The organism is Variovorax sp. UC74_104 (assembly GCF_044055375.1).
GTDB lineage: Bacteria > Pseudomonadota > Gammaproteobacteria > Burkholderiales > Burkholderiaceae_C > Variovorax.
Genome location: NZ_CP171978.1, coordinates 456,614 through 470,111 on the forward strand (window position 1 = coordinate 456,614; position 13,498 = coordinate 470,111).

A 13,498-nucleotide genomic window follows, 5' to 3' on the forward strand; every position below is an offset into this window, starting at 1 on the left:
CCGGCATCCGCACGGTCGGTGCTTTCCATTCATTTTTTACCAACCGGTTAACTTTGATGGCACGGCGCTTGCATGGAGAAATTTGCCGGGTATCCACGAATAGCCCGCCTTTTTTGACCGTATGGATAATTTAAGCCACCGCCACACCAGGCGCCACGAGGTACACACGCGATGAATCCGCCTCCCCTGCGCAGCCGCTTCTGGTCCGACCTGACCAGCGAAGAGTTCTCCCGCCTCGACCGCGAACGGCTCATCGCCGTGCTGCCGGTGGGCGCCACCGAGCAGCACGGTCCGCATCTGCCGATGTCGACCGACACCGCCACCATCGACGGCATGGTGCGCGCCACGCTGCCGCACCTGCCCGACGACCTGCCGGTGCTGTTCCTGCCCACCGTGCCCTACGGCAAGAGCAACGAGCACTCGCGCTACCCGGGCACGCTCACCGTGTCGGCGAACACGCTCATTTCGATGTGGAAGGACATCGGCGCCTGCGTCGCGAAAGCCGGCGTGCGCAAGCTGGTGCTCTACAACAGCCACGGCGGCCAGATGAGCGTGATGGACATCGTCGCTCGTGACCTGCGCGAAGAGCACGGCATGATGGTCGTGGCCGCCAACTGGTACACGCTCGGCCTGCCCGAGGGCCTGTTCACCGCGCACGAAGGCAAGCACGGCATCCATGCCGGCGACCTCGAGAGCTCGGTCATGCTGCACCTCACGCCCGACTACGTGCGCAAGGACCAGTTCCAGAACTTCAGCTCCATGACCGAGCAGTTGGCCGAGGAGAACAAGTTCCTCTCGATCACGCCCAGCGGCAAGCTCGGCTGGCAGATGCACGACATCAACCCCGCGGGCGCCGCCGGCGACGCCACGCGCGCCACCGCCGAAAAGGGCGCCGCCGTGCTCGACCACGTGGGCCGCCGCTTCGTCGAGCTGCTGCAGGAGGTCGACCGCTTCCCGCTCTCCCGACTCGCCAACGAACCGGCCTGGAAATGAGCGCCGACGCCACCTCTACCGCCGCCGGCGCGCCGCTGGTCAGCCTGCGCAACGTCAGCAAGCGCTTCGCCAACGGCACGCTCGCGCTGCAGGGCATGTCGCTGGACATCGGCGAGCACGACTTCATCAGCTTCCTCGGCCCCTCGGGCTGCGGCAAGAGCACGGCGCTGCGCCTCATCGCGGGGCTCACGCGCATCAGTTCGGGCGACATGCACTGGTCGGGTGCGAGCGCCAATCCGGCCAAGGGCGGCAAGACCGACCGCGACCTGGGCTTCGTGTTCCAGGAACCCACGCTCATGCCCTGGGCCAAGGTGTTCGACAACGTCTGGCTGCCGCTGAAGCTGGCCGGCACCGGCCGCGACGCGGCGGCGCCGGTGGTGAAGCAGGCGCTGGAGATGGTCGGCCTCTCGCGCTTCGCCGACGTGTACCCGCGCGAGCTCTCGGGCGGCATGAAGATGCGCGTGTCGATCGCCCGCGCGCTCGTCACTCACCCGCGCCTGCTGCTGATGGACGAGCCCTTCGCCGCGCTCGACGAGATGACGCGCATCAAGCTCAACAACGACCTGCTGGCCATCTGGCGCGAGCACCGCTTCTCGGTCGTGTTCGTCACGCACAGCGTGTACGAGTCGGTGTACCTGTCGAACCGCATCGTGGTGATGGCCGCGCGGCCCGGCCGCGTGATCGACGAGATCCGCATCGACGAGCCCTATCCGCGCGGCGAAGACTTCCGCACCTCGACCCGCTACAACGCGCACTGCACCGCGGTGTCGCAATCGCTGCATGGAGCCCTGCATGGCGTCGACATCGATCACTGAGTCCAACGCGGCCGCCCCTCTCGCGGATGCCGACGCGGCGCCCTCCGAGGCCTCGCTGCGCGCGCACGAGGACCGGCTGCGCCGTCGCGAGTCGCTGCTGCGCATCGCGGTGCCCGCGGCCATCGTCGCGCTGCTGCTGCTGGCGTGGGAGTGGACCGTGCGCGCCAACAACATCCCGCACTACATCCTGCCGGCGCCCTCGCTCATCATCCGCACGCTGTTCGACAACTGGGAGTCGCTGTCCAGCGCGCTGTGGTTCACGGTGAAGCTCACGCTGCTGGCGCTGGCCGCGGCCATCGTGGGCGGCGTGCTGCTGGCCATTGCCTTCGCGCTCTTCAAGTGGGTGGAGATCGGCCTCTTCCCCATCGCGGTGATCCTGCAGGTCACGCCGATCATCGCGATCGCGCCGCTGATCCTGATCTACGTGTCGAGCACCACGGCCGCGCTGCTGCTGTGCGCGTGGATCGTGGCCTTCTTCCCGATTCTGTCGAACACCGTCATCGGGCTGAAGAGCGCCGACAGCAACCTGCGCGACCTGTTCCAGCTCTACAAGGCCTCGCCCTGGCAGACCTTCCGCTACCTGCTCGCGCCGAGCGCGCTGCCCTACTTCATGGCGGGCCTGAAGATCGCGGGCGGGCTGAGCCTGATCGGTGCGGTGGTGGCCGAGTTCACCGCCGGCACGGCGGGCAAGGAAACGGGGCTGGCCTCGCGCATCCTCGAATCGAGCTTCCGCACCGAGATCCCGATGATGTTCGCGGCGCTGCTGCTGGTGTCGTTGCTGGGCATCGTGATCTTCATCGTGTTCGCGGCCTTGTCGCGTGTGGTACTGGGCCACTGGCACGAAAGCGAGATGCGCCGTGAAAGGTAATCGGCTCGCCCCCAGGCTGCGCGCACTTCGTGTCGCTTCGCCACCCCCCGACCGGGGGCAACACCTGCGGCCCGGCAAAGCCGGTTCCGCGGTGTTCCCTTGCAGAGACGCCCCCTGGACGGAGCCGCGATGAACGCAACACACGCTTCCCCTGCGAACGTCGACTGGAACGCCGTGCGCGAGGACCTGCGCGGCCTCAACGTGATCACCGCGCCTGCGCAGCGCAAGCAGCTGTCGAAAGACTTCTACTGGTACAGCCCCATCCTCACCGAGCAGCTCGCGGGCTGCGTGGCCGACCTGGTGGTGAAGGTCGGCACCGAGGACGACGTGCGCCAGGCCGCGGCGGTGGCCGCGAAGTGGAAGCTGCCGCTCACCGTGCGCGCGGGCGGCACCGGCAACTACGGCCAGTGCGTGCCGCTGGAAGGCGGCATCGTGCTCGACGTGACGCAGATGTGCCGCGTGCTCGACATCCACGAGGGCAGCATCCGCGTGGAGGCCGGCGCGCGCATGCACGACATCGACCTCGCCGCGCGCGAGACCGGTCAGGCGCTTCGCATGTGGCCCTCGACCTGGCACGTGGCCTCCATCGGCGGCTTCATCGCGGGCGGCTTCGGCGGCATCGGCTCGTTCCGCCACGGCATCCTGCGCGACCCCGGCAACCTGCTGCGCGCGCGCGCGTGATGACGGTGGAGCGCGAGCCGCGCGTCATCGATCTGCACGGCGACGAGATCCAGCAGGTGCACCATGCCTACGGCACCAACGGCGTGATCCTCGACGTGGAGGTGGCGCTGAGCCCGGCCGTCGACTGGGTGCACTGCACGGTGCTGTTCGACACGTACCGCGGCGCGCTCGACTTCGGCATCGCGGCGCAGGCGCCTTCGCTCGACATCTTCCTGCTGTCGACGGTGGAGGCGCGCTTCTCGCCCTACTACACGGCCATGCGCGACCGCTTCCCGGCCGACCGGCACGCTGTGTTCGCGATGGTCTCGCCCGAGTCGATGGACGACTTCAGCGCGCTCGCCGCGTCGCACGGCGGAACGATCTCGGTGGCGGGCACCGAGGCCGAGCTGCTCGCCGAAGGCCTGCCTCCCGCCTACGAGTGCGCGTTCAACCACACCACGCTGCAGGCGCTGAAGGCCGACCGCGGCTGGACCTATCTTCAGGTGGCCTACGCCCAGCCTTTCGACCCGGCCGTGGTCGAGCGGCACCTCGAGATCTTCGGCGACGACGTGCTGCAGCACCAGGACTTCGCGCGCGCCAACGGCGAGTGCGGCACCTTCGGCATCCTGCTGGTGCGCTGGAAGGGTGAGGCCCACCAGTACGAGCTGATCCGCGAGATCGAGTCGCAAGGCGGCTGCAAGATCTTCAACCCGCACGTCGTGACCATCGAGGACGGCGGCATGAAGACCATCGACACGCAGCAGATCGAGTTCAAGAAGCGCAGCGACCCGATGGGGTTGATGAACCCGGGCAAGACGCGCGGCTGGACTGCCGACATGGCTGTCGAGCGCTGAAATGACGACTTGGCGTTTTGTTCATCTTCGGTGGTCTTATCAGGACCGCTGTTCAGGACTCGCACACGCCGACGGGGTACCTTGCTCCGCGAATGTCCCCCGCCCTTCGGGCTCCTCCTTTATTTCGCTGCGCAAGGCACCCCATCGACGTGTGCGTTGGGCAGTGCGGTCGTTGATCGGTCGTACACCAGCAGCGTGCCCCGTGCACAGGGCGTCGGGTGCTCCCCGCAGCGAAATAAAGGAGGAGGCCGCAGGCCGGGGGACATTCGCGGAGGGGAGTACCCGACGCCCTGTGCACACGCCCCGAATAGAAGCAAAAGCGCCTCTCGACTGATATGAAAATCCCGTTTCGCATTCAACCCCAGGAGTCCACTGCCATGCGCGTTCCCGCTCTGACAATCCGTCCGCTTGCCCTCGGCATAGCCCTCGCTGCAGCCGCCTTCGCCGTGCAGGCGCAGGAAAAAGTGGTGTTCGCCACCAACTGGAAGGCGCAGGCCGGCCACGGCGGCTTCTACCAGGCGCTGGTGGACGGCACCTACAAGAAGTACGGCCTCGACGTCGACATCCAGCAGGGCGGCCCGATGGTCAACAACCGGCCGATGCTGCCGGCCGGCAAGGTCGACTTCCTTATGACCGGCAACCTGCTGCAGTCCTTCGACAACGTGAAGAACGGCGTGCCCACCGTGGTGGTGGCGGCCTTCTTCCAGAAAGACCCGCAGGCCATGTTCGCCCACCCGGGCCAGGGCTTCGACACCTTCAAGGACATGGCCAAGGCGCCGGTGGCCTTCATCGGCAAGGACGGCCAGTTCAGCTTCTGGCAGTGGATGAAGTCGGAGCACGGCTTCAAGGACTCGCAGCTCAAGCCCTACACCTTCAACGTGGGCCCCTTCCTGGCCGACAAGAAGTCCATTCAACAGGGCTACGCCATCTCCGAGCCGCTGTCGATCAAGGCGCAGGCCGGCTTCGACCCCGTGGTGCAGCTGCTGGCCGACAACGGCTTCTCGACCTACTCCACCACCATCGAGACGCGCGCCGACCTGGTGAAGACCAAGCCCGAGACGGTGCGCAAGTTCATCGAGGCATCGATCATCGGCTGGAACAACTACCTCTACGGCGACAACAAGGCCGCCAACGAGATGATCGCCAAGATCAACCCCGACTCGCCGGTGGCCTCCTCTCTGGGCTCCATCGAGCTGATGAAGAAGATGGGCATCGTCGATAGCGGCGAATCGCTCACCAAGGGCATCGGCGCGATGGACGAGGCGCGCGTGAAGGACTTCTACGACAAGATGGTCAAGGCCGGCCTGTACAAGCCCGGCGAAGTCGACCTGTCGAAGGTGGTCACCACGCAGTTCGTGAACAAGGGCGTTGGCATCGACGTGCGCAAGAAGCTCACGGGCAAGTAAGCACACCGTTTTTTTCCCGCGGCCGCGCGGGGCTTGCGCCGGGGTCAGATGCCGGCGCCTGGGTTGCCATAAGGCACCGCGCGGCCTTTCATCCCCTGGGCTCTGACCCCGTCTCGCCAGCGACGCAAGTCCTGGGCGAACCGGCCCTCAACCATGAAAACGCTCGTCGTCCACTGCCATCCGAACCCTGACAGCTTCAACCACGCGCTCTACCGCACCGCGCTCGAGTCGCTCTCGCCGCGACATCCCGTGAAGTCCATCGACCTGTACGCCGAGGGCTTCGACCCCACGCTGACATGCGAAGAGCGCATCGCCTACCTCGACAACCCCGACCTGATCCGCGAACGTGTGAAACCCCACGTCGAAGCGCTGCTGTGGGCCGAGCACCTGGTGTTCGTGTTTCCCACCTGGTTCTACGGGCCGCCCTCGATGCTCAAGGGCTGGCTGGAGCGGGTGTGGCTGCCCGGCGTGGCCTTCCTGCCGGCCGAACGCAAGGGGCAGCTCGCGAAGTCGGGCATGCGGCACATCCGGCGGCTCACGGTGGTGACCACCGGCGGCTCGCCGCGCTGGTTCGTGATGGCCATCGGCGATCCGGGCAGGCGGCTCTTCACGCGGGCGCTGCGCGCGCTCTTCGCGTGGCGCTGCAAGGTGACGTGGCTGCAGCTGCACGACATGAACGCCGTCACCGCGAGCGACCGCACCCATTTCATCGAACGCGTCTCGCGCAAGCTGGGCAGCATCTAGCACAAGAGCCTTCGATTCCAGAGGGAGACAACACACCATGAGCCTCGAACGCACGCTCACCGTCCGCGTCGAACGCATCTCGCGCCAGACGCCGGAAATCCTGGCCTTCGAGCTGGCCCACCCGTGGGGCCGGCCGCTGCCCTCGTACGAGGCCGGCGCGCACATCGACGTGCACATGCCCGGCGGCTTCTCGCGCCAGTACTCGCTGGCGCGTGCGCCATCGGCCGCCAAGGCGGGGCGCTATGTGATCGGCGTGAAGCGCGAGCTCGCCAGCCGCGGCGGATCGGCCTCGATGCACGAGCGCGTGCGCGAGGGCGACCTGCTGCCGATCAGCGCGCCGCGCAACACCTTTCCGCTGCGCGAGGAGGCCACGCACCACCTGCTGCTGGCCGGCGGCATCGGCATGACGCCGCTGCTGGCGATGGCGCAGGCGCTGGCCGCGCGCGGCGCGCCCTTCGCGCTGTGCGTGTTCGCGCGCAGCGAAAAGCACCTGGCCTTCGCCGATGCGCTGCGCGCGCCGTCGCTGGCGCCGCACCTGCGGCTGCACCTCGACCAGGGCGACGCATCGCAGCGCATCGACCTGCGTTCGCTGCTGGCCGAGCGCGCACCCGGCACGCACCTGTACGTGTGCGGCCCCGGCGGCTTCATGCAGGCGGTGCGCGACGCCGCCGCACAGACCGATTGGCCCGAAGACGCACTGCACGCCGAATACTTCGCCGCGCCCACCGACGCCGGTGCGGCCACCGGCCTGCCCTTCACGCTCAAACTCGCGAAGCGCGGCATCGCCGTGCCGGTGGCGGCCGACCAGACCGCCGTCGACGCGCTGCACGAGGTCGGCATCGACATCCCGGTGTCGTGCCAGCAGGGCCTGTGCGGCACCTGCGTGGTCGAGGGCGACGGCGAAGGCGCCGAGCACCGCGACTTCTGCCTCACCGGCAGCGAGCGCCGCCACAAGGTGGCGCTGTGCTGCTCGCGCGCCAAGGGGCTGGAACTGGAACTGCAGCTATGAACGCACGCGCCGCCATCACGCAGGAGAGCGACGGCGAGGCGCCCGCCACGCGCGGCCGATCGCGCAAGTACACGCAGGTGCTCGGCCTCATCAACCAGGCCGCCATCGAGGTGTTCGCGAGCGAGGGCCTCGCCGGCGCCTCGACGCAGGCCATCGCCGACAAGGCGGGGCTGTCGAAGGCGCAGCTGCACTACTACATCGACAGCAAGGAGGCGCTGTACCGCCAGGTGCTGCAGGACATCCTCAACGACTGGATCGTGGTGTTCGGCTTCAGCGACGAGGCCTTCGGCCCGCGCAAGGTGCTGGGCGACCTGATCCGCCGCAAGATGATGTTCTCGTTCGAGCATCCGCTGCGCTCGCGCATCTTCACGGCCGAGATGCTGCGCGGCGCGCCCGTCATCAACGACATGATGGAGACGAGCAAGCAGCGCACCGAACAGGCCGCCGCGGTGATCCAGAACTGGATGAACCAGGACCTGATGGACAAGGCCGACCCGATGCTGGTGCTGTTCCACATCTGGGCGGTGACGCAGTTCTACGCCGACCACGCCACGCAGGCCGCCTACTACCGCGATTCGATCCAGCAGGGCCAGGACAAGGACGGCAAGGACCGGCGCTACCTGATCGAGCAGGTGACCGAATTCCTGCTCAAGGGCGCGGGCGTCAGGTAGACGAGGAAGACGACGAGAAAGCGGTCCGGGGCAAGTACATGGTGGCTTCCACTTCCACCAGCACTTCGTCGCCCGGCAGGAAGCGCGACACCTCCACCACCGTGCTCACCGGCGGCTCGCCCGGATAGAACAGGCCGCGCACGCGGTTGTAGAAGGCGTAGTGCGGCAGGTGGCGGAAGTACTGCACCAGCTTCACCACGTCTTCCATGGTGCCGCCGTGCTCGGCCGCGATCTGGCGGATGCGCTCGAGCACGAACCAGCTCTGCGCGACGATGGGCGCCTCGAACACGTCCACCGACATCTGGCCGGTGGCGTAGCCCACGCCCTGCAGCGCGGTGCGCGCCTCTTCGGGAATGGCGTCGTAGCCGGCGACCGCGCGGCGCGTGGCCGGGTCGACGGCGACCACGCCGCTCATGAAGACGAAATCGCCCACGCGCTTGGCGGCCGCGTAGTTGGCCATCGGCTTGCCCATGCTCATCGTTCGTTGCTCTCCAGTGCCTGGCCGGCGCGGATGACGGTGCGTTGCCGTCCGCGCGGGCCGATCAGTTCATGTTCCCCGGTGGCCGACAACACCAGCAGGTCGGCCGGGCAGCCCGGCGCGATGCGTCCGTCCCACGCGAGCCCCAGCGCCTTCGCGGGGCTCACGGTGATGGTGTCGAGCCAGTCGTCGGCCGGCGCGAGATGCGCCGCCTGCACGCCGAGGCCGAAGGTCTCCAGCAGGTCGTAGCTGCCGTAGGGATAGAAGGCGTCCTGCACGTTGTCGGTCGCCAGGCTCGCACGCAAGCCCCGTGCCGCCGCCTCGCGGATGCGCGTGATGCCGCGCTGCACGGGCGTGCGGTCCCAGGCGCCCTGCAGGTAGAGATTGGTGGTGGGCAGCGCGACGAGGTGGATGCCGGCGCCGGCGCACAGCGCGAGCGTTTCGGCGGCCACCGCGTCTTCCTGCACCGAGAGCGAGCAGGCATGGCCGCAGACCACGCCTTGCCTGAAGTCGCGCGCACGCACCAGCTGGGCGATGCTGCGCAGGCCGGTGGCCTCGACGTCCAGGCCTTCGTCGACGTGGAAGTCCAGCGCCAGGCCGTGCTGCTGCGCGAGATCGAACACGCGGCCCAGCTTGTGGACGATGCCCTCGTTGCGGTAGACGAAGGCGCCGAGCACGCCGCCCGCGCGCTTCACCTCGCGCGCGATGCGCTCGCCCGCGGCGAGGTCGGCGAACAGGTCCAGCGGCGTGAGCGACACGAACTGCAGCTCGATGCGCCCGCGCCATTCCTCGCGCAGCGCCTCGAACACCGCCAGCGCTGCCGGCGGCTCGGGCTGCACCCAGTCGAGGTGCGTGCGCAGCGCGCGCGTGCCCGACAGCCATGCGTCTTGCAGCGCGCGCTCCATGCGCAGGCGCAGCGATTCGCCGGTCCAGCTCTCGCGGTGCCGGTTCATGCGCTCGATAGCGACGAACAGGTTGTCCTGAGCGGCGCCCACGTCCTGCACGGTGTAGTTCTTGTCGATGTGCGCGTGGGCCTCGACCGGGGCACTCAGCAGCGTGCCGTTCGCTTGCTGCTGTTGCGCGCTGGGCGTGATGGAGGCGACCTTGTCGCCCTCGATGATGACGTCGAACAGCTGCGCATCGCCCGCCGCGAAGCCACGCAGCGGCGCCGGGATGCGCAGCGCTTCGAGCTTCATGCGTGCCGCTGCCGCCAGTCGCGCAGCCAGCCCAGGCCGGCCGAGGTGCCGCCGGGCTCCGCGCCGCGCTTCGGCCGGTACTCGCAGCCGACCCAGCCCTGCCAGCCGCACTGCGCCGACACCTCGTCGAGCACGTCGAAGAGGTACGGGTAGTTCTGCTCGCCGATGTCGGGCTCGTTGCGGTCGGGCACGCCGGCGATCTGGATGTGGCCGACGCGGCCGGTCGGCAGGTACTTGCGGATCTTCATCGCCACGTCGCCCTCGACGATCTGGCAGTGGTAGAGGTCCATCTGCACCTTGAGGTTGGGTGCGCCCACCGCCTCGACGATCTCGTGCGCATGGTCCTGCCGGTTGAGGAAGAAGCCCGGGATGTCGCGCGTGTTGATCGGCTCGATCAGCACGTCGCGGCCTGCCTTGGCGGCCTCGGCAGCGGCCCAGCGCAGGTTGTCGATGTAGACGGGCTGCAGCGCGTCGCGTTGCTGTCCGGCGGGCACGAGGCCGGCCATGACGTGGATGCGCGGGCAGTCGAGCGCCACGGCGTAGTCGATGGCCTTGGCGATGCCTTCGCGGAACTCGGCCTCGCGCCCCGGCAGGCAGGCCAAGCCGCGCTCGCCGCCGTTCCAGTCGCCCGGCGGTCCGTTGAACAGCACCTGCTGCAGGCCGTTGTGCTTGAGCCGGGCGACGATTTCTTCCTTGGTGAAGTCGTAGGGGAAGAGGTATTCCACGGCCTTGAAGCCGTCCTTCGCGGCGGCGTCGAAGCGGTCGAGGAAGGCGAGCTCCGGATAGAGCATCGAGAGGTTGGCTGCGAATTGAGGCATGGGGTGTTGTTTGTACTACCAGCGCGCACCGAAGGTGCGGCGCAGTTCATCGATCTGATCGGCATCGAGCGGCTCGGGCCTTGCGGCCTGCGCGAGCTGCTGGAGCCTTGCGGTTTCCTCGAGTTCCTCGAGCACGGCCATGGCGGCGGCCGGCGTGTCGTGCCACACGTTGGGACCCAGGCGCGTGAGCATCACGGCGCGGATCGGCGTGCCCGCGGCGCCGAAGCGCCCGATGGCCTGCGCCACCTGCTCGGCCGCTTCGGGCGCACCGGGGGCGGTGGTACGGAATGACCGGCACATGACCCACCTTCATCACGAAGTAGGGCGTGAGCGCGGGCAGCAGCTCGTCGCCGGGTCGCTGCAGCGTGAGCGCCACGCAGTGCGTGCTGTGGGTGTGGATCACGCAGGCAGTATTCGCGTCGAACTCGCGCGCGGCGGCGTAGATGCGCGTGTGCAGCGCGATGGTCTTGCTGGCGCGGTCGCCGCCGGTCTGCTGGCCCTGCGAATCGAGCCTGGCCAGGCGAGCGGGATTGAGAAAACCCAGGCAGGCGTCGGTCGGCGTGATGAGAAAGCCGCCGTCGTCCAGGCGCACGCTGATGTTGCCGGCCGTGGCATGCACGTAGCCGCGCTCGAACAGGCTGCGGCCGACGCGGCAGATCTCCTCGCGGGCTTCGTTCTCGTTCATGCGAGCACTGTAAATGCCTTGGTGAAGAAATCGTCGCTGCCGAAGTTGCCCGACTTCAGCGCGATGTGCAGGCCGGCCTCGGGCGCGGCTTCGGAGCGCGCATGGCACCACGGCACACCGGGGTCGATCTGCGGGCCGATCTGCATCTGCGCGATGCCCAGCGCCTGCACGCAGGCGCCCGAGGTCTCGCCGCCGGCCACCACCAGCCGGTGCACGCCGCGCTCGACCAGGCCGCGCGCGATGGCGGCGATGGTGCGCTCGACCATCGCGCCGGCCTCTTCCACGCCCAGGCGGCCCTGCACCGACTTCACGGCGCCGGCCTCGGCCGTGGAGTAGACGAGCACCGGGCCCTTGTCGATCAGCGGAGCTGCCCACGCCAGCGCCTCGGCCGCGACGTCGACGCCCGCCGCGATGCGCAGCGGATCGATGGCCAGCGCCGCGCCGCCGCGCTGGATGAAGTCGAGCACCTGCCGGTTGGTGGCCAGCGAGCAGCTGCCCGAGACCACCGCCGACTTGCCGCCGGCCCGAGGCAACTCGCTCGCCTGCGACGAGGGCGCGAGGCCGAAGTTGGCCGGCAGGCCGATGGCCACGCCCGAGCCTGCGGTGACCAGCGGCATCTTCGCGAGCGCCGGGCCCATGCGCAGCAGGTCGTCGTTCGACACCGCATCGACGACGGCGATGGAAACGCCCTCGGCCTTGAGCTGCGCAATGCGCTCCTCGATGGCGGCGGCGCCGCGTGCCACCACCGCGTAGTCGACGAGCCCCACCTTGCGCGTGCACTGCGCCTGCAGCACGCGCACGAGGTTCGGGTCGGTCATCGGCGTGAGCGGATGGTTCTGCATGCCGCTCTCGTTGAGCAGCACGTCGCCCGCGAACAGGTAGCCCTTGAACACGGTGCGCTTGTTGTCGGGGAAGGCGGGCGTGGCGATGGTGAAGTCGCATCCCATCGCGTCCATCAGCGCCTCGGTCACGGGGCCGATGTTGCCTTGGGGCGTGCTGTCGAAGGTGGAGCAGTACTTGAAGTAGATCTGCTTCGCGCCCTGCGACTGCAGCCAGCGCAATGCATCGAGCGACTGCGCGATGGCTTCGGCCGGCGCGATGGTGCGCGACTTGAGGGCGACCACCACGGCATCCACATCGGCATCCAGCGGGCCTTCGGGCACGCCGATGGCCTGCACCACGCGCATGCCGGCGCGCACGAGGTTGTTCGCGAGGTCGGTGGCGCCGGTGAAATCGTCGGCGATGCAGCCGAGCACGAGCTTGGACATGGCGTTCAGTCCTTCAGCGCAAGCTTCACGGCCTTCGCGTTCTCGCGCACGTAGTCGCGCAGGATCGCATCGAAGCTGGCGTCGGCCTTCAGCCCCAGCGCCTCGGCGCGCGCGGCGTGGATGCGGCTGGGCCAGCTGGTGACGATCTTCGCGATGGCGGCGTCGGGCTCCCAGTCGATCAGGCCGGTGGCCTCCTTGCCTGCGATGCGTTCGAGCGCCTGCGCCATCTCGCGCACGGTGGTGGTCAGCGCGGGCAGGTTGACCGCCGTGCGCGCCCCCCACTCGGCGGCGCTGGCGGTGGCCGCGCGCACGATGCCCGCGACGGTGTTGCCGGGCGAGGCCAGCGCGACGGGCGTGTCGGGCGACACGGGGCAGCGTGCGCGTTCGCCGGCCAGCGGTTCGCGCAGCATGCCGCTCAGGAAGCTCGAGGCCGCGCCGTTGGGCCGGCCGGGGCGCACCGACACAGTCATCAGCCGCACGTTGCGGCCCTGCACGAAGCCCTTGCGCGCGAAGTCGGCCACCAGCTGTTCGCCGATGAACTTCTGGATGCCGTAGCTGTTCTGCGGCGTCGGCAGCGTGGTGTCTTCGATGACGGCGGGCAGGCGCTGCTCGGGCGAATCGCCGAACACCGCGACCGAGCTGGAGAACACGAACACCGGCGCATGGCCCGCGCGGCGCGCGGCTTCGAGCAGGCCGCGCGTGGCGTCGAGGTTGCTGCGCATGCCGAGGTCGAAATCGGCCTCGCACTCGCCGCTCACTGCCGCGGCGAGGTGGAACACGAGCTGCGTGTCGGCGATGGGCAGCGCGCCGTTCGCGAGCTGCTCCAGCAGGTCGCCCTGCACGAACTGCACGCGCGCATCGGCCGCCAGGTCGGCGGGCGGCGGCACGCGGTCGGCCAGGGTCATGCGCGAGACGGGCTGCGCGGCCGACCCGGCCAGTGCAAGGCTGCCGCCCGAGAGCAGCGTGCGGGCGAGGCGGGCGCCCAGGAAGCCGCAGCCGCCGGTGATGAGGATGTTCATGGTCGTCTTGTCTT

Annotated in this window: 14 protein-coding genes and 1 pseudogene; 9 read left to right on the forward strand and 6 right to left on the reverse strand. The window is 68.7% G+C overall.

Features of this window, described 5'->3' with window-relative positions:
• Nucleotides 1-171 precede the first annotated feature (171 nt).
• The 9 genes from ACHMXA_RS02260 to ACHMXA_RS02300 all read left to right on the forward strand — a co-directional run bounded on the left by ACHMXA_RS02260 (nt 172) and on the right by ACHMXA_RS02300 (nt 8,020).
• Complete coding sequence (locus tag ACHMXA_RS02260; RefSeq protein WP_395318129.1) at nt 172-993, forward strand: creatininase family protein; 822 nt, start codon at nt 172-174, stop codon at nt 991-993.
• On the forward strand, nt 990-1,808 hold the full coding sequence (locus tag ACHMXA_RS02265; RefSeq protein WP_395318131.1) for an ABC transporter ATP-binding protein: 819 nt from the start codon (nt 990-992) through the stop codon (nt 1,806-1,808). The genes ACHMXA_RS02260 and ACHMXA_RS02265 overlap by 4 nt, the downstream gene beginning before the upstream one ends.
• On the forward strand, nt 1,786-2,676 hold the full coding sequence (locus tag ACHMXA_RS02270; RefSeq protein WP_395318133.1) for an ABC transporter permease: 891 nt from the start codon (nt 1,786-1,788) through the stop codon (nt 2,674-2,676). The genes ACHMXA_RS02265 and ACHMXA_RS02270 overlap by 23 nt, the downstream gene beginning before the upstream one ends.
• Nucleotides 2,677-2,805: 129 nt before the next feature.
• The gene (locus ACHMXA_RS02275) at nt 2,806-3,357 is read left to right on the forward strand and encodes an FAD-binding oxidoreductase (RefSeq protein ID WP_395318135.1); all 552 of its coding nucleotides are present in this window, start codon (nt 2,806-2,808) and stop codon (nt 3,355-3,357) included.
• On the forward strand, nt 3,357-4,190 hold the full coding sequence (locus ACHMXA_RS02280; protein WP_395318137.1) for a hypothetical protein: 834 nt from the start codon (nt 3,357-3,359) through the stop codon (nt 4,188-4,190). The genes ACHMXA_RS02275 and ACHMXA_RS02280 overlap by 1 nt, the downstream gene beginning before the upstream one ends.
• Before the next feature lie 377 nt (nt 4,191-4,567).
• Entirely contained in the window at nt 4,568-5,596 is a 1,029-nt protein-coding gene (locus tag ACHMXA_RS02285) for an ABC transporter substrate-binding protein (protein WP_176665225.1), read from the forward strand.
• Nucleotides 5,597-5,749: 153 nt separating this feature from the next.
• Nucleotides 5,750-6,340, forward strand: coding sequence for an NAD(P)H-dependent oxidoreductase (locus ACHMXA_RS02290; protein WP_395318139.1), 591 nt, complete (start codon nt 5,750-5,752; stop codon nt 6,338-6,340).
• A gap of 37 nt (nt 6,341-6,377) precedes the next feature.
• Nucleotides 6,378-7,349: a PDR/VanB family oxidoreductase gene (locus tag ACHMXA_RS02295; RefSeq protein ID WP_395318141.1), complete on the forward strand. Its 972-nt coding sequence runs from the start codon at nt 6,378-6,380 to the stop codon at nt 7,347-7,349.
• Entirely contained in the window at nt 7,346-8,020 is a 675-nt protein-coding gene (locus ACHMXA_RS02300; protein ID WP_395318143.1) for a TetR family transcriptional regulator C-terminal domain-containing protein, read from the forward strand. The genes ACHMXA_RS02295 and ACHMXA_RS02300 overlap by 4 nt, the downstream gene beginning before the upstream one ends.
• Here ACHMXA_RS02300 and ACHMXA_RS02305 read toward each other — a convergent pair.
• From ACHMXA_RS02305 to denD, 6 genes and pseudogenes are all read right to left on the reverse strand, one after another.
• Entirely contained in the window at nt 8,013-8,498 is a 486-nt protein-coding gene (locus ACHMXA_RS02305) for a RidA family protein (protein WP_395318145.1), read from the reverse strand. The genes ACHMXA_RS02300 and ACHMXA_RS02305 overlap by 8 nt on opposite strands.
• On the reverse strand, nt 8,495-9,694 hold the full coding sequence (locus ACHMXA_RS02310; RefSeq protein WP_395318147.1) for an amidohydrolase family protein: 1,200 nt from the start codon (nt 9,692-9,694) through the stop codon (nt 8,495-8,497). The genes ACHMXA_RS02305 and ACHMXA_RS02310 overlap by 4 nt, the downstream gene beginning before the upstream one ends.
• Nucleotides 9,691-10,512, reverse strand: coding sequence for a 2-oxo-tetronate isomerase (otnI, locus tag ACHMXA_RS02315; protein ID WP_395318149.1), 822 nt, complete (start codon nt 10,510-10,512; stop codon nt 9,691-9,693). Before otnI ends, ACHMXA_RS02310 begins: the two co-directional genes overlap by 4 nt.
• 15 nt (nt 10,513-10,527) lie before the next feature.
• Nucleotides 10,528-11,197 (reverse strand): annotated as a pseudogene (locus tag ACHMXA_RS02320) (aldolase).
• Nucleotides 11,194-12,465 (reverse strand): 3-oxo-tetronate kinase, encoded by a 1,272-nt coding sequence (gene otnK / locus ACHMXA_RS02325; RefSeq protein ID WP_395318151.1) that lies wholly within the window; start codon nt 12,463-12,465, stop codon nt 11,194-11,196. Before otnK ends, ACHMXA_RS02320 begins: the two are co-directional and overlap by 4 nt.
• 5 nt (nt 12,466-12,470) lie before the next feature.
• Entirely contained in the window at nt 12,471-13,484 is a 1,014-nt protein-coding gene (denD, locus tag ACHMXA_RS02330) for a D-erythronate dehydrogenase (protein ID WP_395318153.1), read from the reverse strand.
• Nucleotides 13,485-13,498: the final 14 nt, after the last annotated feature.